This window comes from Streptosporangium sp. NPDC003464, assembly GCF_053588315.1.
Genome location: NZ_JBSFPS010000004.1, coordinates 53,354 through 78,478 on the forward strand (window position 1 = coordinate 53,354; position 25,125 = coordinate 78,478).

Sequence of the window (25,125 nt, forward strand, 5' to 3'; positions counted from 1 at the left end):
TCCACGCCGGGATCGCCGCACCCGGTGGAAAGCGGCCGGTTCGTACGGCTTGCCCCGCGCCACGGCCACGGACGCGCCGCGCCCGGACGTCTTCGGTAAGGTACGCCCGCATCCTGGAGGAGAACCGTGCTGAACGAGCCGACCGAGCCGAACGAGCCGAACGAGCCGAACGAGCCGAACGAGCCGAACGAGCTGAACGAGCTGAACGAGCCGACCGAGCTGAACGCCCCGGGCGCCGGGCTCACCGCGCTCCCGGCGCCCGCCGGCGACCCGGCCCTGCTGCGCCGTGTCGACCTGGCCTGGAACGAGCTGACCGAGCTGCCCCCGTGGGTCGGGCGGCTGCCCCGGCTGGAGCACCTCCAGTTGGACGGCAACCGGCTGCGCGACCTCCCCGACCTCCGCGGCCTCACCGCCCTGCGCGACCTCCACCTCGACGGCAACGCGCTGACCCGCCTCCCGGAGAGCGTCCCCGAACTGACCGGGCTGCGGACGCTCTTCCTGTACGGCAACGCGATCGGCGAGCTGCCCGAGGCCATCGGCCGGCTCCGGAACCTGCGGCACCTGGCCGTCGGCGGCAACGGCCTGACCTCCGTGCCCGCCGCACTGTGGCGGCTGACCGGCCTGCGCTCCCTGAACCTCGCGGAGAACTCCATCACCGAGGTGCCGGAGGCGATCGGCGGGCTGACCGAGCTGCGCATGCTGGACCTGGGGCACAACGCGCTGACCCGGGTCCCGGAGGCGATCGGCGACCTCCACGGCCTCACCGACTATCTCTACCTGAGCGACAACCGCTTCACCACGGTCCCGGCATCCCTGGGCAGGCTCACCCGGCTGACCTACCTGAACCTGACCGACAACCGCCTCACCGTCCTGCCCGCCGCCCTCGGCGGCCTCACCGCCCTGCGGGAGCTGCGGCTCTACGGCAACCGGCTGCGCGAGCTCCCCGAGACCATCGGCCGCCTCCGCGAGCTGCGCGAGCTCCACCTGATGAACAACGCCCTCACCGGCCTGCCCGCCTCGATCGGCGACCTGTCGCGACTCAGGCAGCTCGACCTCAGGAACAACGCGATCACCTCCCTGCCCGGCTCCCTCGCCGGGCTGCGCAGCCTCACCCACCTGGACCTGCGCAACAACCGGCTCCGCGAGCTCCCCGACGGCCTCGCCGACCTGCCCGCGCTGGAGAAGCTCGACCTCCGCTGGAACAAGCTCGACGGCGACCCGGAGGTCCTGCACCGCCTGAGCGGGCGCGGCTGCGCCGTACTCCGCTGACGCCCAGGGCCCGGCCGGCCACCGGGACGCCGGGCCCGCGGGGCGGGGCCGATACCACTGGCTTCCAAGAGATCGACAAGGCGCCTTGACCAAGCTGTCCGGCGAACCTCATCGCCGTTGACAGGGGAGAGCATGCATCGCCTATTCGCCCGGGCCTCGCTGAGCGTCGCGGTCATCGCGGGATCGCTGCTGGCAGGGGGGACCGCGCACGCGGAGCCGGCGCCGATGGTCAGGGTCGTCCTGGAGAGCTTCATCGCCTACAACCTCGAGGAGAGCGGACACGACGAGATCTACGTGCAGACCCAGCGCGACGGGAAGACCCGCCAGCTCTTCCCGACCAACACCGGCGCCCTGTCGGTCGCCGTCAACGACTGCGTCTACATCAGCGGCGACGGCTGTCCTCCGGGGACCAACTACCGGGGCTACTACAACGCCAACAAGCCCAGCTACACGGCCGACGGCAAGCTGCTGATGGTGACCCTCTACGACGACGACATCTCGGGGGACGACCCGCTGGTCAACGTGCCGATCTGGCCCCAGCCGATCAGCGAGAACCAGTACTTCCGCGAGGACGCCGACATCAACGGCTATCACTACGCGTTCAATTTCCGCCTAGAGCCCGCCTACTGACGGAGAGTCACGTGCGTACCATCCTGTCCAGGATCGTCACCACCGCCGCCGCGCTGACCCTGGCCGCGGCCCTCGCGCCGCCCGCCCAGGCCGTAGCGGCCGCCGCGACGCCCCTGAAACTCGTGTTCGGCTCACTGCAGGCCATCGACCTGGAGGAGAGCGGCGAGGACGAGATCCGCGTCGAGGTCAAGGAGCCGAACGGCGACCACTACTACATCTGGCCCACCAACGGCGACGAGGCCGACACCAAGGTCGGGACCTGCTGGGTGTGGACGAGCGAAGCCTCGGCGTGCTCACCCGGCTCCTCCTCCCGCTCGGCCGGGCCGTACACCCACCTGACGGTCTACCCCGGCGCGTCGTTCACGATCGAGGTGTGGGAGGACGACCACATCGGTGACGACCTGCTGCTGCGCATCCCGGTGACCCCGACGGAGGGGACCCAGTACATCGACGCCTCCTCCCCGGCCGGCAAGGGGTTCTCCTACCGGCTGGTGGCCCGCCTGGAGCCCGCCTGACGCCGGCGTCCCGGACCGCCGCGGCGGTCCGGGACCGCGCCTGAGCCGGTGATCTCCCTCCCTCCGGCGGGGGAGGGAGATCACCCCACGGCGGGAGGTCCCGGACGGGACCTGACGTGACCATCGGGGGTATGACGGCTTCACAGGTCGACGGGACGACGGCGGCGCGGTCGCGCCGCGCGGCATGGGCGGGGTACGGCGCGGCGGCGTGGGGGCTCCTGTTCGCCCTGCCCAGCTTCTACTGGGCGCTGGGGGGCACCGCCGGCGTGACCACGACGATCTCCCCCTCGCTGGTCAGGCTGGTGCAGGACGGGGTCACCTGGTTCATCGTGGTCCTGTGGGTCACCGGCGCGCTCAAGGTCGTCGGCGGGGTGCTGGGGCTCGCCCTGGTGCGCCGCTGGGGCACGGGCATGAGCCGGCTCCTGCAGTTCGCCGCCTGGGGCGCCGGGGTGCTGCTGCTGTGGCACGGCGGGCTGTTCGTCGTGCAGGGGCTGCTCCTGCAGCTCGACGGCACCGGGATCGCGCCGGAGCTCCTGCCGGTGATCCGCTGGTACACCTACCTGTGGGGGCCGTGGTTCATGGCCGGCGGCCTCCTGTTCGTCCTGGCCGCCCGCGTTCAGCGGCGCGGTCTGACCGACCGGCGCGGCACGGCGGTCGCCGGCGCGGTCGGCGGGGTCGGCGCGCTGGGCCTGTCAGTGGCGCTGATGGTCATGGGCATCGGATGACCGGCCCCACCCGGCGGAGAGCCGCCCGCGGACGTGTCCCTACGGGCCTCCCTATCTACATCTACGGACGGGTCCCCCTCCGAGCTCCCTAGCCCGCGGACGCGCTCTCCGGCTCCGGCGACGGCGCTCCCCGGCCGGAGGGACGGGCGAGCCGGTTCAGCTCGGCGAGGGCGAGCCCCCACGGATAGCTGTCGGTGCGGTCGTCCCCCGAGTCGGGGCCGTGCGGCTCGAACTCCCCGGGGCCGAGAAGCACCCGCACGCCCTCGGCCCGCAGCCTCTCGACGCTGTGCCGGAACGGGAGGCGGGCGGCGAGCGCGCTGTTGAGGCACGGCAGCACCACGACGGGGATGCCCAGCCCCGTGGCCTCGGAGAGGAGGCCGAGGGCATAGGTGTCGGCGATGCCCTGGGCGCTCTTGTTGATGGTGTTGTAGGTCGCGGGGGCGACGATGACGGCGTCGGGCCGCGGCGGCTTGGGCTCGCCCGGCTTGCGGTATCTGCTCCGTACGGGGCGGCCGGTCTGCGCCTCCAGCGCGTCGGCGTCGACGAAGTCCAGTGCCTGCGGGGTGGCGACGATCTGGACGGCCCAGCCTTCCTCCTGGGCCATCGTGACGAGACGGCCGACGCCGGCGGCGGGGCCCGCGGCGCACACGATTACATAGAGGACCTTGCCGGTGGGGCTCACGCGCGCTCCAGACGTCTCGGCGGGCCGGCGGGCTCGGCGGCGGACGCCGGCCGGGGGTTCGGGCGGGAGGTCACGGACGGTCCGGAGGGCGCCGGAGCGGTCGGTGTCCATCTGGCGAGAGTATGCGACACCCGTCCGATCGCCACCCACGGGTCCGAGGGTGAGGATCCGGTGTCTCCCGGCAATCCGGGGAGCGCCGCGGACAGTCCCTGTGTGGGGCTCCCCCGGCCGGCTGCGAGCTGGTCGACAGCACCGAGGCCCCGCCCGGCCCGCCCCGGTCACTCCCGCGCCGGACGCGCGTACCGCCGGCGGACGGCCCCCAGGACGGCGACACCGCCGAAGTATGCGGCCAGCACCCGCACGGGCAGGCCCGTCACCCCGTGGTAGTCCAGGCCGGCGAGGGCCAGGGACAGCAGCCCGGCGAGCACGGCGCCGACCCCGGCGATCGTCAGCGCGGCGGGCCACACGCCCCTCACCGCGCCCACGGGATCGGCCCGGGGCCCCGTACGCCGCTCGAACCGCCCGAACACCGCGACGAGAAGGGCGAGGATCAGCGCCAGGCAGGCGAGCCAGGGGACGCGCAGCAGCAGCCAGAACGCCGACCCGGGCGTGGCCTCGGGCATCACCGCCGTCGCGTGGAGCACCAGGACGCCGATCACCACGGCGGTCATGTGCCAGAGGAAGAGCGTCATGATCACCATGTTGACCGCCACCACGACGGTCCACGGCCCCGGCCGCCGCAACCACCGGTTCCCCAGGTCCCTCATCCACAGGGCGATTCCCGTCTGGGTGACGGCCAGGGCAAGGAGGGCCAGCGTGGGCGGAGAGGTGTTCTCTATCTTCTCCCCGAACCCCACCATGCTGACCGGATAGGGGCCGACCACCGTGAGGAGCACGAGGACGACGGCCCCGGCCGCCGCCATCGGCAGAGCCACGCTCCGCCGGGACGGCAGGCGCCCGTCCTGCCAGGCGAAGCCGAGCTGGTGCACGGCCAGCCAGCCGAGCAGGTAGTTCGCCTGACCCGCATAGGGGACGTTCAGCACCAGACGGGCCAGGTCGCCCGCGCCGACCAGGACCGCCAGGACGATCGGCACGGCCAGACCCGCCCGCCGGTGCAGGGCGTACATCGGCGGGGTGAGGACCATCACGGCGAGGTAGGCGACCAGGAACCACAGCGGGATCCCGGCCAGCCAGACCGCCGCGCCGATCAGGGCGGGCGTGGCTCCCAGGAGCCCGGCCGTCACGGCCGCCACCGTCAGCCCACCCAGGAAAATCGTCGTCGGGCGCAGCAGCCGGGCGGTCCGGCCCAGCACCCAGCCCGTGGCGTTGCCGCCCCGCCCGAGGTGGGAGACGAAGGACGCGGCGTTCGCGAAGCCGCCGACCAGGAAGAACAGGGGCATCACCTGGAACAGCCAGGTCAGCGGACGGGTCCACGGGGCGACCTCAAGGATGTTCCCGCCCCGGAAGCCCGCGCCGTCGCGGGCCACGTAGATCACCAGCCAGTGCCCGACGACGACCGCCGTGATCGCGACGGCGCGCAGCAGGTCGACATGGCGCTCCCGCTGCGGCGGCGTCCGCTCGGCCAGCCGCCGCACCCGCCGCGTCATCCGCTGAACGGCCCGGACAGGCTGCGCTGCCATGCCACCGACGCTTGACATGATGAGAGCATTCCTCCATCCACGTCATGTCAAGCGGCCTGCCCGGCCATCATCCACGTCATGTCGGCTGGTCGCCCGCCGTGCCGCCCGTTATGCGCGGGCGGCGCCGTCCCACAGGTCGGTGCTGTGCGCCTCGACGAGGGCGCCGATGCGGGTGAGGGCGTCAGCGGCGGGCCGCGGGTCGAGACGGCGTCCGTCACGCAGGCGCAGGGCGACGTGGCCGTCGGCGGCCTCCCTGGCGCCGATGACGGCCTGGTAGGGCACGAGGCGGGCCTCCCGGATGCGGGCGCCCAGGCTGCCGCGTTCCGGCCCGGCGAGCTCGGCCCGCAACCCGAGCTCGGCGCATCGCCGGGTGAGCGCCGCGGCGTCCGGCAACTCGGCCTCGGAGACCGGGAGGATCACCAGTTGGGTGGGGGCGAGCCAGGCGGGGAAGGCGCCGCCGTGCTGTTCGATGAGGTGGGCCACGGCCCGCTCCACGCTGCCGATGATGCTGCGGTGGACCATGACCGGCCGGTGCTTCGCGCCGTCCGCACCGATGTAGTGCAGGTCGAACCGCTCGGGCTGGTGGAAGTCGACCTGGACGGTGGACAGGGTGGACTCCCGGCCGGCGCCGTCGGCGACCTGGACGTCGATCTTGGGGCCGTAGAACGCGGCCTCTCCCTCGGCTGCCTCGTAGGGCAGGCCGGAGCGGTCGAGGACCTCGGTCAGCAGGGCGGTGGACCGCTGCCACATCTCGGGAGCGGCGACGTACTTCCCGCCGGGGCCCGGGAGGGAGAGCCGGTAGCGGGCCGGGCTGATGCCGAGCGCCTCGTACGCCCGGCGGATCATCTCCAGGGCGGCCCGCGCCTCCTCTGCGACCTGGTCCAGGGTGCAGAAGATGTGCGCGTCGTTGAGCTGGATGGCCCGGACGCGGGTCAGCCCGCCGAGCACGCCCGAGAGCTCGGAGCGGTACATGCCGCCCAGCTCGGCCATGCGCAGGGGCAGCTCGCGGTAGCTGTGGGAGCGGGAGCGGTAGATCACCGCGTGGTGAGGGCACAGGCTCGGCCGCAGGACGACCTGCTCACCGCCGAGGTCCATCGGGGGGAACATGTCGTCGCTGTAATGCGACCAGTGTCCCGAGATCTCGTACAGTTCCCGCTTGCCGAGCACCGGCGAGTACACGTGCCGGTAGCCCGCCCGCCGCTCCGCGGTGCGGATGTACTCCTCCAGGGTGTGCCGTACGGCCGCGCCGTCGGGCAGCCAGTACGGCAGCCCCGCGCCGATCAGCGGGTCGGTGTCGAACAGGCCCAGCTCGCGGCCGAGCTTGCGGTGGTCGTGCATTGCGGTCTCCTCGCGGACATCGGGCGAGTGACCGCAAGACGAAGCCCCGGGGCACTCGCCCCGGGGCTTCGGACTAAGTCAGCTGTCAGCGCGCCGGGACACTCTCCGGCGTCGTCGTCATGGCAGCGCGCTTCATGCGGGTAACGGTAACAGAAGCCCGGCGATCTCCACAGGGCCGTTCCCGGCGGGGAACGCCGCGGCCGCGCGATCCGGCGGCGGGTGCGTCCTCAGGCCCGCCGGGCGATCATGATGATCACCCGGCTACTGTCCGTGACCGGCCCGCGCGTCCAGTCCCCGAACTGCTCCTCGACCACGAACCCGGCCTCGTCCAGGAACCCGCGCAGTTCGGGGACGTCCAGGAAGCGCAGGTTTCCCCGATCGACCCAGAGCACCTCGCCGTCCGCCTCGCTGGTCGTCTCGGTCAGGGACACGACGCCCCCGGCCACCGACTCGACGGTGTGCGACACCCGGAGCCTGCGCCCCGACCCGTCCACCACCTCGGTGGCGTTGCCGGGGTTCCACCCCTCCCAGGCCCTCGCCTGCGGATGGCGCGTCTCGAACACGAACCGCCCGCCCTCCCGCAAGGCCGCCCGGATCGCGACCAGGGACGAGCGCATCTCCTCATCGGTCACGAAGCACTGGAAGGCGTTGCTGGCCATGGTCGCCAGCTCGAACTCCCGGTCCCAGGCCGCGTCCGCCGCGACCCCTTCGACCCATTCGACGTCGGTCCGCCGCCGGGCCCGCTCCAGCGCCGCCCGGTCCGGGTCCAGCCCCACCAGCCGCCCGGCGTGACCCATCTCCCGGGCCTGGTGCAGCATGCTCCCGGTGCCGCATCCCACATCCAGTACGGCCTGCGCGGACATCACCAGGTCGTTGAAGAAGGCGGAGTCCGGCCGTTCGGCGTTCCACGGATTGAGCACGTCATACAGCGCCGCGACATCGGCATCGGTAAACACCCGCAGCATTATTCAGGCGGCCCCTGTCCGGCCCAACCGATTTACCGCCCAACCGATTCACGGAACGGAGCGCTCCACGTCGCCCGTGTCCGTTCCCTGATCGCCTCAGCCGCTCCGGCCGTCCAGTGGCCCCCCGGGGCGGACGATGCCCGACTCGTACGCGTACCGGACGGCCTGAGCACGGTCGCGCAGGACGAGTTTGGCCAGCAGGCGGTTGATGTGGGTGCTCACGGTCGCCTCGGTGATGAACAGCGTGCCGGCGATCTCAGCGTTGGACAGTCCTTGCGCCACCAGCCGCAGCACCTGCTCCTCCCGGGCGGTGAGCCCGGTGGCCCGCGGCGCCGGCGGCGCCGTACGGCGGTAGGCGTCGACGACCCGCCCGGTCACGGCGGGGTCGAGCAGGACGTCCCCCCGTGCGGCGCTGCGGACCGCCGCGAACAGGTGTTCGGGCGGGGACGCCTTGAGCAGGAAGCCGCTGACCCCGGCGTGCAGGGAGCTGTCGAGGTTCTCGTCGGTGTCGTACGTCGTCAGCATGATCACCCGCGGCGGGTGCGGCATGGCGAGGATCCGGCGGGCCGCCTCCAGCCCGTTCATCCGGGGCATCTCGATGTCGAGCAGCACGACGTCGGGACGCAGGCTCCGGACACGCTCCACCGCGTGTTCCCCGTCGGACGCCTCGCCGAGCACGGTCAGGTCCGGCTGGGAGTCGATCACCAGCCTCAGCCCGGCTCTGATCATCGCCTGGTCGTCGGCGATCAGGATGCCGATCCCGCCCGCCCCGGCGGCCCCGGCACCGGAGGTCCCGGTGTCCGCCGGAGCCGGCGGGTGAGAAGGGGACACGGAGCGCTCCGGGCCGCCTGCGGCGTCCACGGCGTTCACAGGGGGAGCACCGCCCGCACGCCGAAGCCCCCGGAGGCGAGCGGGGCGGCGGTGAACGTGCCCTGGAACAGCGCGACCCGCTCCCGCATGCCGATCAGGCCGTGCCCGCCCTTCCCGGGCGTCCCCGCCTGCGCACGCGTCTCCCGCGGACCCCGGTCGAGAATCTCCAGCCGGAGCTGCCCCGGGTCATAGGCGACGCTCACCGTCACCTGTGTGGGGCCGGCGTGCTTGAGCGTGTTGGTCAGCGCCTCCTGGACGATCCGGTACGCCGACAGGTCGAGCCCGGCGGGCAGCGGCACCGAATCGCCCCGCGTGTCGAGCGTCACGTCGAGCCCCGCCGACCGCACCTGCTCCAGCAGCTCGTCCAGCCGGTGGAGACCGACCTGCCGCGACGGCTCGTCGGCCTGCGGCCCGCGGAGCAGGCCGAGCATGCGATGCAGTTCCTCCAGAGCCCCCCGGCCGGTCTCCTCCACCGCGGCGAGTATCCGCCTGTCCCGTTCCCGGTCCTCGGGCAGCGTCAGCCGTACGCCTGCGGTCTGCAGGGTCATCACGCTGACGCTGTGGGCGACGATGTCGTGCAGTTCGCGGGCGATGCGGGCACGCTCATGCGACACGGCCTCGCGGGCCAGCAGTTCCCCCCGTTCGGCCGCCTGCACGGCGAGCACCCGGTGACGGCGTACGGCCAGGCCCGCCCCCGCCGCGATCGCGCACATCACCAGGGCCACGGCGACGCCACCCCATCCGGCCGGAGGCGACGCGGTGAGGATCATGAAGGTCACGCACACCCCGGTCGCGACCAGTCCGGCGGCAGCCTTCGCGCTGCGCGGACCGACCTCCGACAGGAGCGTGAACAGCAGCACGAGCTGGGTGTAGAACTGCCAGGCCGCGCCGTTCTCCCACGACAGGGCGAGCATCGCCACGTTGGCGGCCGAATAGACGGCCAGGATCGTGAAGGGGGCGCGGCGCTGGAACAGCACCCCGACGGCGGCGACGACCCCGGCGGCGATCCACAGGGAGAAGTGCTCCCTGGAGGGGGTCATCGGGCGTCCGCTGGCCTCCTCCGCGACCGCGAACAGGGCCACGACCGCCGCGACGAGCCAGTCGACGGGCGTGGGGGGACGACGGTAGCGCACCCTCCGAGGGTAACCGTGGCCATGACGTGCGCCATTCCGCCGTCCCTCTCCTGAACGCGTCCCCCGGCCCCGGCATCGGTTACGACAGCGCGGGCGGAATCAGTCCGCAGGGGGACGACACATCAAAGACCGCTTTGACGACGGAACGGAGGACCGGTCCATACGGTCCACCGCATGCTTTCCAATGCCGGCTCCTTCCGCCGCGTCGCCGCGGGCACGAGCCTCATCCTCGCCCCGCTCTGCCTGCTCCTCGGTATGGTCACCGACCCTTCCAAGCCCGGGGTCGACGACCCCCTGGCGTACGCGCACAACCCGGGTGCCGTGGGTGTCAGCGCGACGCTCCTCCACTACGCCTGGGTGCTGTTCGTACCCGGTGTGATCGGCCTGGTTCACCTCGTACGGGGCAAGGGCGCGGTGCTGGCCAACATCGCGGGCGTGGTCGCGGTCATCGGCCTCATCAACTTCTCGTCCCTGATGATCTCGGACTTCTTCGACATCGTCCTCTTCCAGGCCCTGCCGGTGGCACAGGCCGAGAAGCTCATGCAGGACGCGGCACAGCCCGCGATGATCGCCGCCTGGCAGATGCCCGGACTGATCGGCTCCTTCCTGGGGCTGGTCCTCATCGCGGTCGCGTACGCCCGCTCCGGCCGGGCGGGATGGTGGTTCCCGGCGAGTGTGCTCGTGGGCCTCGTCGTCTGGGTCTTCGGCGCGAGCGCGTGGAACCTCGTCCTGGGCCTCGGCGGCCCGGTCATCCTGATGGCCGCCTTCGGCGCCGTCGGCGTCGCGATCATCCGCATGCCCGACACGGAGTGGTCCCCGCGGACGCGTGACCCACGTCGCGGCCGGACCCCTGCGTCCCCCTCGCCCCGGACCGGCGGGTCACAGCACGGCCGAGACGGGGTGCGACGTCAGCCGGGAGTCGAAGGCCCTGAGGCCGAAAAGTCCCCCTGGCGGATGACCCGGAATCAAAGACCGCTTTGACGCCCGGACAGGGGAGCGGCTTCTACCGTTCGGTCCATGACCTTCCATATGAACACGCTCCGCCGCGCAGCCGTGGGCGTCACCCTTACCCTCGCCACCCTCGCCGCCGCCCTCGCCGTCCCCGCCACGGCGCAGGCGGCCACCTACGGTCCCTACTGGGACCTGCGCCAGTGCTCGATGGCGGCGTCAGCGTACGGCGGCGCCCAGAGCGGCGCCTACTGCTTCCTGCGGAACGGCCGCTGGTACCTGCACACCCCGTAGTAGCCGATGCGCACGAGGAGGCCCCGGAGCCCGAGAACGCTCCGGGGCCCCTGGCCGCGTCCGGTGCGGCCGGTCGGGTCGCCCCGGACTGAGACGTCCGGCCACATCCCCGCGGCGCTCGGGCCCAGGCGTCGGCTGGACTCGATCCCGCGGCGAGCGATGCGCGGGATGATGAGATCCAGATCGGCCGGCCGTCCGGGACGGTGCTGACCTGCGCGTTGCCGCCATGGATGTGGCGCGGGCTCATGAGTTCACGCGTTGAGGGTCAAGGAGAGTTGCTCGCTGCGGGTGCGCAGGAATCCGGTCATCGCGTCGACGCCAAGACCGATGGCGCTCTCGTCCACCACGAAGTCGGCGGCGTGCGGAACCCCCTGCTCGCCCACTCCGAAGAAGAACATCGCTCCCGGCGCCCGTTCCAGGAACAGCCCGAAATCCTCCCCGCTGAAGGGATAGGACGCGTGGAACACAGTGGCGTTCAGGTGGCGCGCGCCGGCCAGCGCGTGTTCCGGTGAGTTGACCAGGGTCGGGTGGCGTCCGAGGAACCGTATGCGTGGCCCGGCCTGCGAGCGGAGCAGCGTCCGGATCTCCTCGTAACGGCTGTCGGGCCAGGCCCGCACCCAGCCCTGCACGGCGTCCTCCTCGCGGTGGACCTGGGCGTGGACGAAGCTCGTCAGCGGGCCGTCGGGGGTCTGCAGGTCCCCCGCCAGTCGGGTGAGGTCGTCGGGGCCGGCCGGCGGGGTCACCGTCGACAGGCCCTCGATCAGACTCTCGAACCGCCGCGCCTCCTCGGGCGACAGGCCCTCGATCCGGAAGATGTCCTGACCCGGATACCCGAACCCGGGCGCTACCCCGAACCTCCCGACGGGCAACGGCCAGGAGTGCAGCGCGTAGACCTCCCGCGGCGGGACCGGGTCCAGGGCACCGTCGCCGATCATGGCACGGGCGCCCTCGCAGGTCTCCTCGGCGGGCTGGAAGAAGAAGACCGCCCGGCCTGAGGTCTGCTCGCGCGCCAGGGCCCGCGCGACGCCCACCCCGATCGCGGTGTGCACGTCGTGCCCGCACAGGTGGGCCGCCCCACCCGGCACGGCGACCGCGTCCAGGTCGGCCCGGTAGCCGATCGCGGGCCCGTCCCCGGCGTCCAGGATCGCCACCACGCCGTGCCCGCCCACGTCCGTCCGGACATCCAGGCCCGCTCCGCGCAGGGCATCGGCGACCAGGGCCGCGGTACGTCGCTCCGCGCCGGCCAGCTCGGGGTGCCGGTGGATCTCGCGCCGTAATTCGATCAGTTCGGCATGCCTCATGGCGGGATGTTGTCACAGGGAATCCGCCGGCCCCTCCGGCATGCCCTCACTCACCAGCCCACCTCCGGCGAGGGGGTCACACGAGCGGTGAGCCGGACGCGACGACCAAGTCGCACCGGGGCGGGACGGAGGAGGCGGGGACGGTTCCGCTCTGCGCGAAGCAGGCAGAACTCGGACGCGCCGTCTATCTATGGTGAGGCATGGCCTCCTCTGTCCCGCCGCTACGTCTGGCGATCGATCGGACCGCCCCTAAGCCGTCTCCGGCTCGCGAGCCGCTGTGGCGGCACGCGCTCGGTGAGTGTCTCAGAGATCTCCGTCACGAGCGGGGCGAGAAGTTGAGCGAGACGGCGCGTCGCGCCGGCGTCTCGCCGCAGTATCTCTCCGAGATGGAACGAGGCGTCAAGGAGCCGTCGAGCGAAATGATCGCTGCGGTCGCCGGCGCGCTGGATGTCACCCTGATCGATCTGACCCTTGCCGTTGCCGAGAGCTTGCGGTCCGCTCAGAGCAGCACGTCGAGAGGTGCCACCTGCTCGGCGTACGCTCTGGCCGCGTAGCGCGGCCTGCCGGGATCGTCCACGGGCCTATGAGTGCTCCTCGATGATCTGATCGAGGAGCCCGTACTCCAAGGCCGCGGCCGCGGTGAACACGCGATCGTGATCGGTGTCGGCGCGTAGGGTCTCGATGGTCTGGCCCGTGTGCTTTGACAGGATGCGCTCGATGTCCGCCCGGACACGCACGACCTCGTCGGCCTGCAGGATGAGATCGGGGATCGTCCCGCGCCCCTGAGCGGCCGGTTGGTGCAGGATCACCCGTGCGTGCGGGAGAGCGGACCGTTTTCCTTCGGCACCCGCGGCGAGAAGGACGGCACCCACCGCGATGGCCTGTCCAACACAGGTTGTCGCGACCCGCGGGCGGATGTAGCGCATGGTGTCGTATATCGCGAGCATTGCGCTCGGGTCCCCGCCTTCACAGTTGATATAGAACTGTATTTCGGCATCGGGGTTGTCTGACTCCAGAAAAATAAGCTGCGCGACGAGCGCGTTCGCGACGCCCGCATCGATCGCGGTTCCCAGATAGACGATCCGCTCGGTGAGCAGGTGCGAGTAGACATCCATGATCCGCTCGCCACGAGGATTCCGGGCGATGACGTTGGGGATCGTGTACGTGGTCACTGGCCCACTCCTTCGGTGACGCCGAATCCGAGCCGCGGGCGATTGTGCGGCGCGATTTCGTCGAAGCTCTGGACGATTGCGTCTATGAAGCCGTAGTCCAGTGCCTCCTGCGCCGTGAACCAGCGATCATGCAGAGAATCCTCGAATATGCGCTCCACGGACTGGCCCGTGTCCTCGGCGATAAGACCGAGCACCGTGTCGCGAGTATGCCGAAGGTCGCCGGCCTGCAGCTCGATGTCGACCGCGGTGCCGCCGATCCCGGCCGAGCCTTGGTGCATCAGGACACGTGCGTGCGGCAGGGCGCGGCGCTTCCCTCGGGCACCCGATGACAGCAAGAATTGTCCGGCGCTGTAGGCGATGCCCAGCACGAGGGTCGACACGTCACAGGGGACGAGTCGAATGACGTCACGGATCGCGAGCATCGATGGGACCGAGCCGCCCGGGGAGTGAATCCACAATGCGATATCGGTCGACGCGTCCTGCGTGGCGAGCGCTATCAATTGCGTGGCGAGCAACGTCCCGTTGTCATCATCGAGAGGGCCGTCGAGAACGAGAACACGCTGATCGTAAAGCTGACGTCTTACCTGCGCGCTGAACAGTGGAAGTTTCGATTCTTCACCCATGCGTCCATCATGTGAGGCGACCTGGATCGGCGTCGACCCGATCCGCCTGGGGCAGATCTGCTCTGAGCAGCGAGAAATCGGTTTCCGGCCCGGTCCGTAGCGTCGCGGCCGGGAATCGACCGGGGCGGGCGCGCCCTCCCGCTGCCCGCACCGGGGCCCAAGATCCGACCGTGTACCAAGACGCGCGTGGCCGCCCAGCGGGAGAACTTCATGTCCGTCCACACCTGTGGACGGCCGCACCGCGGACGTGCTCGTGGTCGACGACGCATGGGTGCTGCGCCGCTGTCGGGACGGCGGTGACGCGTCCGCCGAGGCGGCCGTGATGTCCCACCTTTCCAGCCGGGGTTTATCCGGCTCCAGCCGGGGTTATCCGGCGCCGCGGGTCTCGACCGATCCAAAAGGGCTCGGGTGATAGGGGCCGTCAAGGACTCGGGCTGAGATCTTCGCCCCCCCCAAGGACTCTCCTGCATCGGGAGAGTCCTTGCTCATGTCCCGGCTCCTCTACTACTCCCCGGGCCATGCGGCGAGGATCTCGATGCCGATCACCTTGCCATCCTCGTCCAGATCGAAGTTCACCATCGCGTCGTCCGCCGTGACCGTCCGCACCGCGCCGCCTGGAGGGATCGGGCCGCGCAGGTAGACATAGGTGCCCTCGGCTTCCGGATCATAGGTCCACGTGCCTGGGTGCTCCTCCAGAGCCACCGAGCCTCCCGCTGTTGGCAAAGGTGTTGGCAAGATCGGGAAATCATACGGGCAAAGAGAAGGCCCCTGACGGCGTAATACCTGTTCAGGGGCCTTCTTCACTGCGAGCCGACGAGGGGAATCGAACCCCTGACCTTCTGTTTACAAGACAGATGCTCTGCCGATTGAGCTACGTCGGCATGGTCGCCTGATGAGTGTAGTCGGCTTATGCCCCGGACGTCACCGAGCTGAGCGGAGGAGTCGGAAAGAACGGGCGAGTTCCGCGGATCCGCAGTGACGGGGATCCGCGGGACAGGGCCCTAGCGGCGGCGGTGGCGGGCCACTTCGTAGAGGGCGACACCGGCGGCGACGCCCGCGTTCAGGGACTCGGCCGCGGCGTTCATGGGGATGCGGACGACCAGGTCGCAGGACTCGCGGACCAGGCGGGACAGGCCCTTGCCCTCCGACCCCACGACGACGACCAGCGGGCCGTCGAGGAGGTTGGCGTCGCCGATGTCGACCGTGCCCTCGCCGTCGAGGCCGATCACGAACAGGCCGGCCTCGCGGTATTCGCGCAGGGTCGCGGTCAGGTTGGCCGCGCGGGCGACCGCCATGTTGGCCAGCGTGCCCGCGGAGGTCTTCCAGGCGCCGCCCGTCACCCCGGCCGAACGGCGGGAGGGGACGACCAGCCCGTGGGCGCCGAAGGCGGTGGCGGAGCGGGCGATGGCGCCGAGGTTGCGCGGATCGGTGACGCCGTCGAGGGCCACGATCAGCGGCACCTCGGCGGCGTCCTGGGCGATGCCGACCAGGTCCTCGGGGTGGGCGTATTCGTAGGGGGGGATCTGCAGGGCCAGCCCCTGGTGGATCGCGCCCTCGGTCAGACGGTCGAGCTTCTCCCTGCCGACCTCCAGCATCGCGATGCCGCGGTCGGCGGCGATCCGGACGGACTCCTTGACCCGGTCGTCGTTGTCGATGCGCAGGGCGACGTAGAGCGTGCTCGCCGGCACCCCGGCCCGCAGCGCCTCGACGACGGGGTTGCGGCCCCCGATGTATTCGGGGGCGTCCTCGCTCCGCTTGCTGCGGACCGGGGTGCGCGGGGAGGAGGGCCGGCCGCCCCGCTCCTCGCGCTCGATCCGCTCGGCGCGCGCCTTGTCCTTGTGCCAGTGCCGCATGTGCGCCGGCGGGGTCGCCCCCTTGCCTTCCAGGCCACGGCGGACGTTGCCGCCCGTGCCCTTGGTCGGACTCTTCTTCTTCGCGGGTCGCCCGGACCCTCTACCCCCACCAGCCATGCTGTCTAGGGTACGGCCTGCTTTTACCGCGAAAGCTCCCAGCGAGGACCCTGGGGGGTGTCCTCCACGAGGATCCCGGCTCCGGCGAGCCGGTCGCGGATGCCGTCGGCCGCGGCGAAGTCCTTGCGGCTGCGGGCCGCCTGACGCTGCTCCAGGGCCACGCTGACCAGCGCGTCCACCGTCGAGCGCAGGCCCGCGTCCCCGCCCGAGGAGCGCCACTGCTCCGAGCGCGGGTCCAGCCCGAGCACGTCGAGCATGTTCTGCGTCTCGGCCAGCAACCTGGCGACCTGTTCCTTGTTGCCCTGCGCCAGCGCGACGTTGCCCTCGCGGACCACCTCGTGCACCACGGCGAGCGCCTGCGGGGTGCCCAGGTCGTCGTCGAGCGCGTCCACGAACGCCTGGGGCAGCGGCGCGTGCGCGTCGACGTCGTGGATGACCTCGGCCGCGCGGGTGACGAAGCCCTCGATGCGCTGGTAGGCCGCGGCGGCCTCGGCCAGCGCCTCCTCGGAGTAGTCGATGGACGAGCGGTAATGAGGGGCCGCGAGATAGTAGCGGAGCTCGACCGGGCGGACCTTCTTGGTCACCTCGGGGATCAGCAGGGAGTTGCCGAGCGACTTGCTCATCTTCTCCGCGCCGATCTTGAGCATGCCGTTGTGCATCCAGTAGCGCGCGAAGCCGTCACCGGCGGCCTGCGACTGGGTCAGCTCGTTCTCGTGGTGCGGGAAGATCAGGTCGACGCCACCGCCGTGGATGTCGAAGGTCCCCCCGAGGTATTTCGTCGCCATGGCGGAGCATTCGAGGTGCCAGCCGGGACGGCCACGGCCCCACGGGGTCGGCCAGGTCGGCTCGCCGGGCTTCTCGCCCTTCCACAGCGCGAAGTCACGCGGGTCCCGCTTGCACGTGTCGGTGTCGGTGTCACCGGCGGCCCGCAGGTTCTCGAGCCGCTGGTTGGACAGCGAGCCGTAGCGGTCGGCGTAGGACATCACGTCGAAGTAGACGTCGCCCCCGGCGGCGTAGGCGTGGCCGGCGGCGATCAGCCGCTCCATCAGCTCGATCATCTCGGGCACGTGGCCGGTGGCCCTCGGCTCGACGGTCGGCGGCAGGCAGCCGAGCACCTCGTAGGCCCAGGTGAAGGCGCGCTGGTTGCGCTCGGCGACGACGAACCAGGGCACGCCCTCGTCCGCCGCGACCCTGATGATCTTGTCGTCGATGTCGGTGACGTTCCGGCAGAAGGTCACCTCGTAGCCCGAACGGGTCATCCAGCGGCGCAGCACGTCGAAGTTGACGCCGGAGCGGATGTGCCCGATATGCGGGGGAGCCTGCACGGTCGCGCCACACAGGTAGATCGACGCCCGGCCGGGCTCGACCGGGACGAATTCGCGGACCGTACGTACGCTGGTGTCGTATAGGTGCAGGCTCACGAAGGAAAGGCTAACGCCTTACCTGGCCTCATAAGCCGGGTTACGAGACGTTGAAGTTGCCCAGGGGTGTCTTTTGTAGTCATTAACGGCGAATGCCACCCGGCCTCTTGACGGAACAGGCCCCGGCGCCTCGACGGCTCACCCTTGGTCTCTTGACGGATCGGCCGCGCCCGGGGCCCTGTGTCGGATCATCCTCGCAGGTAGACCCGCTCGGGTATGACGCGCACGATCAGCCGCTCGACTCCCGGGTGCGCCTCCGCCCAGGACTTGCCGGTGTATTTGTGCGACAGCTCGTCGATGAGCCCGCCGGTGGGGTCCTCGGTCACGGTGACCTTGCCGCGCACCTCCGCGTAACGGTAGGGGTTGGCGTGGTCGACGACCACGATCGTGGTCCGCGGGTCACGCGCGAAATTGCGGTCCTTGCGCCGCCCCCTGACCGTGGAGAACACGATGTCGTCGCCGTCGGTCTTCACCCAGACCACGCTGGCCTGCGGGCTGCCGTCGGCGTTCAGGCTCGTCACGGTGGCGAAGTTCGCCCCGTCGAAAAGCGTGCGCACATCAGCGGACAGTTCTGGCATGTCTCTCCCCAATCCCAACTTGGCTCCATCGATCATGCCAGGTGCCGATTCTGTAGGCTCGAAGCGCCATGGACGTCAAACCCCCCGCGGCGGCAGGCTCGGTCTCCCGCCCGTCCCCCGCCCCGTCCCAGCCCGCCGAGCCGAGCCGGGCCGCCGTGGCCCTGCGCCGCGCCGGGATCGCCGTCGCCGGAGTCGGCGTGGCCGGGCTCACCGCCGCCGCGTGCGTGCTCTCCTTCCAGGACCTGCGCGCCCTCGCCCTCGCCGGCGAGGCCGACCCGCGCTTCGACTACCTCTATCCGGCGGCCTTCGACGCGCTGCTCGCCATCGCGATGATCGGTGTGCTGCTGCTGCGGGGCGGGCGGTGGCTGGTCCGCCTGCAGGCAGGAGTGGTCCTGACACTGCTGTTCGCCGCCGCGGCCGCCGCCGAGGTGACCACGGCCGTACGGGCCACGGTGGACGCCCGGCAGGCGGCCGTGGTGGTGGCCGTCGCCCCATGGGTGATGCTGCTCCTCGCCCTGTGGCTCTGGCTCCTGCTGATCAAGCACGCCGCCGCCCGGCGGACCGCCGCCGACGCGGCGTCGGCGGGCCACGGCCGTGACATCGTGCCGTTCCCGGAGGCGGACCTGCCGACCGCGGAATACCCGGCCCAGCCGGACCGGTCCGCCCGGACGCGGCCCGCACCGCCGGCCCGGCCGGACCAGTCCGCCCAACCCGCCCAGCCGGCCCGGCCGGTCCAGCCCGGTCAGCATCCCTCGGTCGAGGTCGCGCTCGACCCGCAGGCCGCCCCTCCGCTGGAGTCCGTCCCGCACCACGACCTCCCGCCCACCGAGCCGGTGGTCGGCCCCACCCCCGCGCCGGAGACCCCCGAGGTCGACGAGCTTCCGGAGGCCCCCGGCACCCCCGCCCCGGCTCCCGGACCCGCCAAGCCCATGCGCTGGGGCGATCTGGTCCGGCCCCGTCAGGGAGATCTGCTCGTCCACCCGCCCCGCCCCGCCGTACCGGAGCAGCCCGAGCCCGAGAGCCGGGTCAGCGAGCGGGTGGAGACCTGGGACGCGGGCGCGGAGCCCGCGGGGGAGCCGGAGGCCGAGGTCGGCGACCTCGACGCCGACACCCAGCCGATCCGCGCGATACCCGGGGAGCCGTCCCCTTCCCGGTCCTCCGCCCAGTCCTCTGACTCGGCCCCGGACCCGGATCCCGCGCACGGCGCCGAGGCCGCCGACCATGAGGAGCGCGCCGCGGCGGCGGCCGACGTGCCCGGTCCACACGACGAGGACGGCGCGGAGACGGCGGCCGGGCACGGGACAGACGAGAAGGACGAGAAAGGTGGGAAGGGCGGGGAGGCGGCCGCGCCGCCCTCCGGGCGGATGCGCAGCACGCCCACGCCACCGGAGGAGTGAAAACCTGCCCCGACCGTGCTCCACGCCCACGCCATCGGAGGAATGAGGGCCTGCCCCCGGCCCGCACCACCCCCTGACCCGGACCGGGGACCAGGCGGGCACAAGGGCGTCTCGGAGTGCCCGTGGACCGGTACGACGGTGGTCTCGGGATGCCCGCCGGCCCTACGGCAGGGCGTCCAGCATGGTGCCCGCCGGCCAGTACGGCAGGGCGGCTCGGGATCCCCGCCGGCCGTACGGCAGGGCGTCGGCATGGTGCCCCTGGGCCCGTACGGCAGGGCGTCAGCGTGGGTGGTGCCGGGGATGCCGGCCGTGCGGCTCTGGGGTCAGTTCCGGGGCCTTGGAGGAGCTGACCCCAGAGCCGCACGGCCGGAGACGGTCCGGACGGGACACCACCCGGGGACACCGCCCGGGGCCCCCCGCCACCCTGCCTGGAGACCGGATCAGTAAGCCGGGCGGCCGTGGGGCCGGGCATCATCGTCGCGGGCGGAGCCGGCCGGCCGTGTCCCGGCCGGCGTTCTCCGCCCGGTGCTGGACCGGCCCGCAGCTATTCGCTCACACATCGGTGAGCGGCGCCCCGCTGCGGACCGGCGATCTGCTCACCTCCGGGCCCGTGCCGGGATCGGCCGGCAGCCGGACCGGCGTGTCTCCCGGGCCGATCTGGAACGGCCGGGACCCGCTCGGCACGTCTGACGGGACCGAGCGGGCCTTGCTGGAGGACGGGGACGTCGTGGGCGTCACCGCGTCCGCCTCCGGACCGGAGGGCGTTCAGTTGGGGCCTCGGCGAGGTCGTCGGGGTGGCCCACCCCGCTGTCTAGACCCTGGACCGCTTCAGCCCGGCGACCAGGCCGACGCCGACGATCGCCAGGACGACCTGCATGACGAGCTCGATCCAGTCGATGCCGTTGGTGGTCGCGACACCGAGAACCTGGGCGATCGCGGTGCCGATGAGAGCGGCGACGATGCCGACGACGATGGTCAGGATCCATCCGATCGCCTGCCTACCGGGAAGCAGGAGACGACCGATTGCGCCGATGACGGCGCCGATGACGATGGCCCCGAGGATGGACTCGATAGTCATGTCAACCTCCCAGTGAAGTGAGGTGAGCCCTTCACTCTCACAAGGAGGTGGCTACCCCCTAGGTCAGGGATATTCCTGGAGACGGCAAAATTTCGGCTCAGCGCGCCTTGCCGGCGCGCATCTGGACGACGAGCAGCACCCCGAGCACCGCCAGCGCGAGCTGGATGATGTGCTCCCACCAGTCGATCCCCCGTGTATTGGCGATGCCGAGCAGGGCGGCGATGAGCGTGCCGACGAGCGCGGCGACGATTCCGACGACGAGCGTCACCCCGATCGAGAGGTTCTGCCGCCCCGGAATGATAAGACGTGCCAGAGCTCCGACGATGGCCCCGATGACGATCGCGGAAATAATCGATCCAATCATGCCTTGCTCCCCCGGTGACGAGACATGGTCAATAGGGAGCTACCCAGGGCATTCACAGATCATTCGATAAAAAAGGGGTGGCCCGTACCGCGCCAGTAAACGGGCCACCACCTGAATGTGCCGACGAGCATTACACGCCGCCCGCCGGAACGCTTTCGCGTTCCGTATTAGATGACGCCTGAACCCGGCAGCAGGTTCACCACAATCGCGGTCGCCATGGCCGCCACGCCCTCGCCGCGCCCGGTGAGCCCCAGGCCGTCGGTCGTGGTGGCGCTGACGCTCACCGGGGCGCCCACGGCCGCGCTGAGGGCCTTCTCGGCCTCCGTACGGCGGGGTGCCAGCTTCGGCCGGTTCCCGATCACCTGGACGGCCACGTTGCCGATCTCGAAACCGGCGGCACGGACCTTCCGGGCGGTCTCCTCCAGCAGGACGGCGCCGGAGGCCCCTGCCCATCGGGGGTCGGAGGTGCCGAACAGACCGCCGAGATCGCCAAGACCCGCCGCCGACAGCAGCGCGTCACAGGCGGCGTGGGCGGCGGCGTCGCCGTCGGAGTGACCGGAGAGACCCGTCTCGCCCGGCCAGTACAGGCCCGCGAGATGCAACTCGCGGCCGGATGCGAACGGGTGGACGTCGACTCCGACGCCCACCCGTGGAAATGTCGTGTTCAGGAGTTGAGAACCTCGTCGAGCAGGGCTTCGGCCTTGTCCTCGTTGGTCTTCTCGGCGAGCGCGAGCTCGCTGACCAGGATCTGCCGGGCCTTGGCCAGCATCCGCTTCTCTCCTGCGGAGAGCCCGCGTTCCTTGTCTCGTCGCCACAGGTCGCGAACGACCTCGGCCACCTTGTTGACGTCACCGGACGCCAGCTTCTCCAGGTTGGCCTTGTAGCGGCGGGACCAGTTCGTGGGCTCTTCGGTGTGAGGCATGCGAAGCACGTCGAAAACGCGCTCAAGGCCTTCTTGGCCGACGACATCGCGAACACCCACGAGTTCGGCGTTGTCAGCCGGCACCTGGACGGTAAGGTCGCCCTTGTCGACCTTGAGAACCAGGTAGGTCCTTTCCTCACCCTTGATGGTCCGGGTCGTGATTGCCTCGATCCGAGCAGCCCCGTGGTGGGGGTAGACGACAGTGTCGCCGACCTGGAAAGTCATGTGACAAGTACCCCTTCCGCTGTACTCAAGAGTACCACGTATCCACAGCCTCCCGGAACAGTGAAATCACCATAACTGCAGGTCAAAGCGGCATTTTAAGGCTTGACAAGCGCCCGCCTGTATGAATCAAGGGTGAGAAAAGCGCCTATGACCTGCGCTCCCCGCCTCCCGACGATCAGGTGGGCCGCCGGAAAACCCGGCAAAGACCACGGATAGGGTTGGCTCTGCCCTACCTCTTGTGTGACAAGGAGAACTCGCACCGTGACCCGCAACAGCCGTCACTGGGCGATCGCCGCCGCCGCGTTCCTCGCAGCCGCCCCGGTCCTGGCCGGCTGTGGTGCCGGATTCGACGCGATTACCAACAAGCCCTACTCCCCGACCGAGGCGCTCACCGTCAAGGTCCAGGGGATCGACATCTCCCAGGCCTTCTTCCTGGGCCCCGACTCCGGCGCGACGCTGCCGGCCGGCGGCACGACGCCGCTCTACCTGTCGGTGGTGAACACCAACAAGGGCCCCGACAGGCTCCTCGGCATCGGCGTCGACCCCGCCCTCGGCACCGCCAAGGTCACCGCAGCGGTCGACCTCCCCGCCGAACAGCGCGTGAGCGTGGGCAAGCCCACGCCCGCGATCACGATCGAGGGGCTCAAGAAGCCGCTCCGGGGCGGCGAGAGCATCCCGGTGCAGCTGCAGTTCGCCAACGCGGGCCTCATCCCCCTCAACATCCCGGTCATCACCCGCAGCCGGGAGTTCGCCCAGCTCCCGCAGGCTCCGGGCGCCACCGCGGCCCCGACGCCGACGCCGACGCCCTCCGCCACCGAGGAGCACGCCGAGGGCGACCACTGAGCAGCCGGACACGCCGGGGGCGACCGCCGAGAGCCCGGCACGCCGGTAGCGACCACTGAGCAGCCCGGCACGCCGGAGGCCGGCCCCGAAAGGGGGCCCGCCCCCACGCGCGCGTGAGGGCCTCGGAAAACGCGTGTGAGGGCCTCAGGCAAGGCGTGAGGCCCTCGGACAGACAAGAGGGGGTGTACGGCCCGCAAGGCCGTACACCCCCTTTTCCGTGTCCAGAGGCCCTCCGTGTCCGGGAGACCCCGAGGGGGCTCCCCGGCCGGGAGACCCGACGGAGGCCCTCAGTCCTCGGCCGGGTCGAACTTGTAGCCCAGCCCGCGGACGGTGAGGATGCAGCGCGGGTTGGAAGGGTCGGACTCGACCTTGGCGCGCAGCCGCTTGACGTGCACATCCAGGGTCTTGGTGTCGCCCACGTAGTCGGCGCCCCAGACCCGGTCGATGAGCTGGCCGCGGGTGAGCACCCGGCCGGCGTTGCGCAGCAGGACCTCCAGCAGCTCGAACTCCTTCAGGGGGAGCTGCACCTGCTGGCCGCGGACCGCGACGATGTGCCGGTCCACGTCCATCCGGACCGGTCCGGCGGCCAGCACGGCCGACTCCACCTCCTCCACGTCGCCCTGACGGCGCAGCACCGCGCGGATGCGGGCCACCAGTTCCCTTGAAGAGAACGGCTTGGTCACGTAGTCGTCGGCGCCGAGCTCCAGCCCGACGACCTTGTCGATCTCGCTGTCCTTCGCGGTGAGCATGATGACGGGGACGTTGGAGCGCTGGCGGAGGGAGCGGCAGACCTCGGTACCGGGCAGGCCGGGCAGCATCAGGTCGAGCAGCACCAGGTCGGCGCCGTTACGGTCGAAGGTGTCCAACGCCTCGGGGCCGGTGGCCGCGACCGCGACCTCGAAGCCCTCCTTGCGCAGCATGTACGACAGGGCGTCGGAGAACGACTCCTCGTCCTCGACAACAAGCACGCGAGTCACTGCGCGGCCTCCAGGGGGATGGTGGTGGTACCGGGTACGGCTACCGCCATGCCGCCGAAGGCGGGCAGGCGGAGAGTGAAGGTGGAGCCCGAGCCTTCCTTGCTCCACACCGTGACCGCGCCGTTGTGGGCAGCGGCGACGTGCTTGACGATGGCCAGGCCGAGACCCGTGCCGCCGGTGGCGCGCGAGCGGGCGGCGTCGACGCGGAAGAAGCGCTCGAAGATCCGCTCCTGCGCGCTCTCGGGGATGCCGATCCCCTGGTCGCTCACGCTGATCTCGACGGATTCGGTGTGGGCGCCCGCCGCGCGCGCGCTGACCACGACCCGGGTGTGCTCGGGGCTGTAGGCGACCGCGTTGTCGATGAGGTTGCGCAGCGCGGTGACCAGGAGCTCGTCGTCACCCCAGACCTGCAGCCCCTCGGCGCCGCCGGCGACGAGTGTGATGTCCTTGGCCGCCGCCGTGGTGTTGCAGCGGTCGATGGCCTCGTGCACGGCCTCGTCGATCGGGACCGGCCCCGGGGTGGGGATGGGCTCGGCCCCCTGGATCCTGGAGAGCGTGATGAGGTCCTGGACCAGGTAGGTGAGGCGGGCGGCCTCGTGCTGCATGCGCCCGGCGAAGCGGGTGACCGCCTCGGGGTCGTCGGCGGCGTCCTGGATGGTCTCGGCCAGCAGCGACAGCGCGCCCACCGGCGTCTTGAGCTCGTGGCTCACGTTGGCGACGAAGTCGCGGCGGACCGCCTCGACGCGCCGGTGCTCGGTCTGGTCCTCGGCGAGCACGAGCACCTGGCCGTGCGACCCCAGCGGGGCGACCCTGACCGCGAAGTTGGTCGACTCCTGGCCGAACTTGTGCCCGGCCACCTCGATCTCGCTCTCGCGGATCTCGCCGTCCCTGCGTACCTGTCTGGCCAGCGCGAGCAGTTCGGCCGCCATCATGTGGTCACCTCTGACCAGGCCGAACGCCCGCGCGGCCGAACTGGCCCGCAGCACCCGGTCCTCCTTGTCGAGCACGACCGCCGAGGACGGCAGCACGGCCAGCACCGAGGCGACACCCTGGGGCAGCGCACCGGGCTCGACGCCGTCCACCGGCGTCATCATCCGTCGCTGTCCCACGTTCTGGCGGACGACCATCACGGCCAACGCTCCCACGACGAAGCCGGCCAGCGCGGCCAGACTCGCCACCAGCTCACTCACGTGGTCCTCCTGTCGGCTTCACGCCCTTGATGGTAGGCGCGGGTTCAACCGTTCA

27 protein-coding genes, 1 tRNA gene and 1 pseudogene are annotated in these 25,125 nt (G+C 71.1%); 9 read left to right on the forward strand and 20 right to left on the reverse strand.

The window, feature by feature from the left end; translation table 11 throughout:
- The first annotated feature begins 126 nt into the window (after positions 1-126).
- The 4 genes from ACWDS7_RS01710 to ACWDS7_RS01725 all read left to right on the forward strand — a co-directional run bounded on the left by ACWDS7_RS01710 (position 127) and on the right by ACWDS7_RS01725 (position 3,139).
- Positions 127-1,269 carry a leucine-rich repeat domain-containing protein gene (locus tag ACWDS7_RS01710; RefSeq protein ID WP_451927652.1) on the forward strand — a complete coding sequence of 381 codons (1,143 nt, stop codon included), beginning with the start codon at positions 127-129 and terminating at the stop codon, positions 1,267-1,269.
- Between the two features lie 132 nt (positions 1,270-1,401).
- Positions 1,402-1,899 carry a hypothetical protein gene (locus ACWDS7_RS01715; protein ID WP_306859784.1) on the forward strand — a complete coding sequence of 166 codons (498 nt, stop codon included), beginning with the start codon at positions 1,402-1,404 and terminating at the stop codon, positions 1,897-1,899.
- Positions 1,900-1,910: 11 nt separating this feature from the next.
- Positions 1,911-2,414, forward strand: a complete 504-nt coding sequence (locus tag ACWDS7_RS01720) for a hypothetical protein (protein WP_306859786.1) — start codon at positions 1,911-1,913, stop codon at positions 2,412-2,414.
- Between the two features lie 131 nt (positions 2,415-2,545).
- On the forward strand, positions 2,546-3,139 hold the full coding sequence (locus tag ACWDS7_RS01725; protein ID WP_451927653.1) for a DUF3995 domain-containing protein: 594 nt from the start codon (positions 2,546-2,548) through the stop codon (positions 3,137-3,139).
- Between the two features lie 88 nt (positions 3,140-3,227).
- On the opposite strand, the gene ACWDS7_RS01730 is transcribed toward ACWDS7_RS01725, so the two are convergent.
- From ACWDS7_RS01730 to ACWDS7_RS01755, 6 genes and pseudogenes are all read right to left on the reverse strand, one after another.
- Positions 3,228-3,821: a flavoprotein gene (locus ACWDS7_RS01730; protein WP_451927654.1), complete on the reverse strand. Its 594-nt coding sequence runs from the start codon at positions 3,819-3,821 to the stop codon at positions 3,228-3,230.
- Positions 3,822-4,099: 278 nt separating this feature from the next.
- Positions 4,100-5,461 carry an acyltransferase family protein gene (locus ACWDS7_RS01735; protein WP_451927655.1) on the reverse strand — a complete coding sequence of 454 codons (1,362 nt, stop codon included), beginning with the start codon at positions 5,459-5,461 and terminating at the stop codon, positions 4,100-4,102.
- A gap of 108 nt (positions 5,462-5,569) precedes the next feature.
- A pseudogene (gene thrS, locus ACWDS7_RS01740) lies at positions 5,570-6,802 on the reverse strand (threonine--tRNA ligase); the annotation flags it as partial.
- Positions 6,803-7,026: 224 nt separating this feature from the next.
- Positions 7,027-7,764, reverse strand: coding sequence for a class I SAM-dependent methyltransferase (locus ACWDS7_RS01745; RefSeq protein ID WP_451927656.1), 738 nt, complete (start codon positions 7,762-7,764; stop codon positions 7,027-7,029).
- 96 nt (positions 7,765-7,860) lie between these two features.
- Entirely contained in the window at positions 7,861-8,595 is a 735-nt protein-coding gene (locus ACWDS7_RS01750; protein WP_451927657.1) for a response regulator, read from the reverse strand.
- A gap of 35 nt (positions 8,596-8,630) precedes the next feature.
- Complete coding sequence (locus ACWDS7_RS01755) at positions 8,631-9,767, reverse strand: sensor histidine kinase (protein WP_451927658.1); 1,137 nt, start codon at positions 9,765-9,767, stop codon at positions 8,631-8,633.
- Positions 9,768-9,941: 174 nt separating this feature from the next.
- Between ACWDS7_RS01755 and ACWDS7_RS01760 the strand changes: the two genes are divergently transcribed.
- Both ACWDS7_RS01760 and ACWDS7_RS01765 read left to right on the forward strand, forming a co-directional pair.
- On the forward strand, positions 9,942-10,748 hold the full coding sequence (locus ACWDS7_RS01760; RefSeq protein ID WP_451927659.1) for a hypothetical protein: 807 nt from the start codon (positions 9,942-9,944) through the stop codon (positions 10,746-10,748).
- A 36-nt stretch (positions 10,749-10,784) separates the two neighbouring features.
- Complete coding sequence (locus ACWDS7_RS01765; RefSeq protein ID WP_451927660.1) at positions 10,785-11,009, forward strand: hypothetical protein; 225 nt, start codon at positions 10,785-10,787, stop codon at positions 11,007-11,009.
- A gap of 251 nt (positions 11,010-11,260) precedes the next feature.
- On the opposite strand, the gene ACWDS7_RS01770 is transcribed toward ACWDS7_RS01765, so the two are convergent.
- Positions 11,261-12,310 carry a M20 metallopeptidase family protein gene (locus tag ACWDS7_RS01770; RefSeq protein WP_451927661.1) on the reverse strand — a complete coding sequence of 350 codons (1,050 nt, stop codon included), beginning with the start codon at positions 12,308-12,310 and terminating at the stop codon, positions 11,261-11,263.
- 200 nt (positions 12,311-12,510) lie between these two features.
- Between ACWDS7_RS01770 and ACWDS7_RS01775 the strand changes: the two genes are divergently transcribed.
- Complete coding sequence (locus tag ACWDS7_RS01775) at positions 12,511-12,864, forward strand: helix-turn-helix domain-containing protein (RefSeq protein WP_451927662.1); 354 nt, start codon at positions 12,511-12,513, stop codon at positions 12,862-12,864.
- A gap of 27 nt (positions 12,865-12,891) precedes the next feature.
- Here ACWDS7_RS01775 and ACWDS7_RS01780 read toward each other — a convergent pair whose 3' ends face one another.
- From ACWDS7_RS01780 to ACWDS7_RS01810, 7 genes are all read right to left on the reverse strand, one after another.
- Complete coding sequence (locus ACWDS7_RS01780; RefSeq protein WP_306859808.1) at positions 12,892-13,482, reverse strand: ClpP family protease; 591 nt, start codon at positions 13,480-13,482, stop codon at positions 12,892-12,894.
- Positions 13,479-14,105 carry a ClpP family protease gene (locus ACWDS7_RS01785; protein ID WP_451927663.1) on the reverse strand — a complete coding sequence of 209 codons (627 nt, stop codon included), beginning with the start codon at positions 14,103-14,105 and terminating at the stop codon, positions 13,479-13,481. The genes ACWDS7_RS01780 and ACWDS7_RS01785 overlap by 4 nt, the downstream gene beginning before the upstream one ends.
- A 504-nt stretch (positions 14,106-14,609) precedes the next feature.
- Positions 14,610-14,807, reverse strand: coding sequence for a DUF2283 domain-containing protein (locus ACWDS7_RS01790; RefSeq protein ID WP_451927664.1), 198 nt, complete (start codon positions 14,805-14,807; stop codon positions 14,610-14,612).
- A gap of 106 nt (positions 14,808-14,913) precedes the next feature.
- Positions 14,914-14,986, reverse strand: a tRNA-Thr gene (locus ACWDS7_RS01795).
- Between the two features lie 120 nt (positions 14,987-15,106).
- A complete protein-coding gene (gene rlmB, locus ACWDS7_RS01800; protein WP_306859814.1) occupies positions 15,107-16,075 on the reverse strand; it encodes a 23S rRNA (guanosine(2251)-2'-O)-methyltransferase RlmB in 969 nt (322 codons plus the stop codon).
- A gap of 23 nt (positions 16,076-16,098) precedes the next feature.
- Positions 16,099-17,496, reverse strand: coding sequence for a cysteine--tRNA ligase (gene cysS, locus ACWDS7_RS01805; protein ID WP_306859815.1), 1,398 nt, complete (start codon positions 17,494-17,496; stop codon positions 16,099-16,101).
- 188 nt (positions 17,497-17,684) lie between these two features.
- Complete coding sequence (locus tag ACWDS7_RS01810; protein WP_306859817.1) at positions 17,685-18,074, reverse strand: PPOX class F420-dependent oxidoreductase; 390 nt, start codon at positions 18,072-18,074, stop codon at positions 17,685-17,687.
- Between the two features lie 68 nt (positions 18,075-18,142).
- Between ACWDS7_RS01810 and ACWDS7_RS01815 the strand changes: the two genes are divergently transcribed.
- A complete protein-coding gene (locus ACWDS7_RS01815) occupies positions 18,143-19,471 on the forward strand; it encodes a hypothetical protein (protein ID WP_451927665.1) in 1,329 nt (442 codons plus the stop codon).
- An 811-nt stretch (positions 19,472-20,282) separates the two neighbouring features.
- On the opposite strand, the gene ACWDS7_RS01820 is transcribed toward ACWDS7_RS01815, so the two are convergent.
- The 4 genes from ACWDS7_RS01820 to ACWDS7_RS01835 all read right to left on the reverse strand — a co-directional run bounded on the left by ACWDS7_RS01820 (position 20,283) and on the right by ACWDS7_RS01835 (position 22,060).
- A complete protein-coding gene (locus tag ACWDS7_RS01820) occupies positions 20,283-20,549 on the reverse strand; it encodes a GlsB/YeaQ/YmgE family stress response membrane protein (protein WP_189792333.1) in 267 nt (88 codons plus the stop codon).
- A 97-nt stretch (positions 20,550-20,646) separates the two neighbouring features.
- Positions 20,647-20,913 (reverse strand): GlsB/YeaQ/YmgE family stress response membrane protein, encoded by a 267-nt coding sequence (locus ACWDS7_RS01825; RefSeq protein ID WP_306859822.1) that lies wholly within the window; start codon positions 20,911-20,913, stop codon positions 20,647-20,649.
- Positions 20,914-21,080: 167 nt separating this feature from the next.
- Positions 21,081-21,560 (reverse strand): 2-C-methyl-D-erythritol 2,4-cyclodiphosphate synthase, encoded by a 480-nt coding sequence (gene ispF, locus ACWDS7_RS01830; RefSeq protein WP_451927666.1) that lies wholly within the window; start codon positions 21,558-21,560, stop codon positions 21,081-21,083.
- 17 nt (positions 21,561-21,577) lie between these two features.
- Positions 21,578-22,060, reverse strand: coding sequence for a CarD family transcriptional regulator (locus tag ACWDS7_RS01835; RefSeq protein ID WP_012887713.1), 483 nt, complete (start codon positions 22,058-22,060; stop codon positions 21,578-21,580).
- A gap of 261 nt (positions 22,061-22,321) precedes the next feature.
- Here ACWDS7_RS01835 and ACWDS7_RS01840 point away from each other — a divergent pair, with 261 nt between their 5' ends.
- Positions 22,322-22,903: a copper chaperone PCu(A)C gene (locus ACWDS7_RS01840; protein WP_306859831.1), complete on the forward strand. Its 582-nt coding sequence runs from the start codon at positions 22,322-22,324 to the stop codon at positions 22,901-22,903.
- 287 nt (positions 22,904-23,190) lie between these two features.
- On the opposite strand, the gene ACWDS7_RS01845 is transcribed toward ACWDS7_RS01840, so the two are convergent.
- Together ACWDS7_RS01845 and ACWDS7_RS01850 are read right to left on the reverse strand one after the other, a co-directional pair.
- Complete coding sequence (locus ACWDS7_RS01845; RefSeq protein ID WP_306859832.1) at positions 23,191-23,880, reverse strand: response regulator transcription factor; 690 nt, start codon at positions 23,878-23,880, stop codon at positions 23,191-23,193.
- Complete coding sequence (locus ACWDS7_RS01850) at positions 23,877-25,061, reverse strand: sensor histidine kinase (protein WP_370879774.1); 1,185 nt, start codon at positions 25,059-25,061, stop codon at positions 23,877-23,879. Before ACWDS7_RS01850 ends, ACWDS7_RS01845 begins: the two co-directional genes overlap by 4 nt.
- Positions 25,062-25,125 lie beyond the last annotated feature (64 nt).

What these genes read in the sequence shown, in the direction of transcription:
- ACWDS7_RS01775 (WP_451927662.1), top strand. Translation starts at nt 12,511, where the DNA reads ATGGCCTCCTCTGTCCCGCCGCTACGTCTGGCGATCGATCGGACCGCC.
- ACWDS7_RS01735 (WP_451927655.1), bottom strand. Translation starts at nt 5,461, where the DNA reads ATGGCAGCGCAGCCTGTCCGGGCCGTTCAGCGGATGACGCGGCGGGTG.
- ACWDS7_RS01760 (WP_451927659.1), top strand. Translation starts at nt 9,942, where the DNA reads ATGCTTTCCAATGCCGGCTCCTTCCGCCGCGTCGCCGCGGGCACGAGC.
- ACWDS7_RS01715 (WP_306859784.1), top strand. Translation starts at nt 1,402, where the DNA reads ATGCATCGCCTATTCGCCCGGGCCTCGCTGAGCGTCGCGGTCATCGCG.
- rlmB (WP_306859814.1), bottom strand. Translation starts at nt 16,075, where the DNA reads ATGGCTGGTGGGGGTAGAGGGTCCGGGCGACCCGCGAAGAAGAAGAGT.
- ACWDS7_RS01770 (WP_451927661.1), bottom strand. Translation starts at nt 12,310, where the DNA reads ATGAGGCATGCCGAACTGATCGAATTACGGCGCGAGATCCACCGGCAC.
- ACWDS7_RS01785 (WP_451927663.1), bottom strand. Translation starts at nt 14,105, where the DNA reads ATGGGTGAAGAATCGAAACTTCCACTGTTCAGCGCGCAGGTAAGACGT.
- ACWDS7_RS01810 (WP_306859817.1), bottom strand. Translation starts at nt 18,074, where the DNA reads ATGCCAGAACTGTCCGCTGATGTGCGCACGCTTTTCGACGGGGCGAAC.
- ACWDS7_RS01725 (WP_451927653.1), top strand. Translation starts at nt 2,546, where the DNA reads ATGACGGCTTCACAGGTCGACGGGACGACGGCGGCGCGGTCGCGCCGC.
- ACWDS7_RS01835 (WP_012887713.1), bottom strand. Translation starts at nt 22,060, where the DNA reads ATGACTTTCCAGGTCGGCGACACTGTCGTCTACCCCCACCACGGGGCT.
- ACWDS7_RS01820 (WP_189792333.1), bottom strand. Translation starts at nt 20,549, where the DNA reads ATGACTATCGAGTCCATCCTCGGGGCCATCGTCATCGGCGCCGTCATC.
- ACWDS7_RS01825 (WP_306859822.1), bottom strand. Translation starts at nt 20,913, where the DNA reads ATGATTGGATCGATTATTTCCGCGATCGTCATCGGGGCCATCGTCGGA.
- ACWDS7_RS01815 (WP_451927665.1), top strand. Translation starts at nt 18,143, where the DNA reads ATGGACGTCAAACCCCCCGCGGCGGCAGGCTCGGTCTCCCGCCCGTCC.
- ACWDS7_RS01765 (WP_451927660.1), top strand. Translation starts at nt 10,785, where the DNA reads ATGACCTTCCATATGAACACGCTCCGCCGCGCAGCCGTGGGCGTCACC.
- ACWDS7_RS01745 (WP_451927656.1), bottom strand. Translation starts at nt 7,764, where the DNA reads ATGCTGCGGGTGTTTACCGATGCCGATGTCGCGGCGCTGTATGACGTG.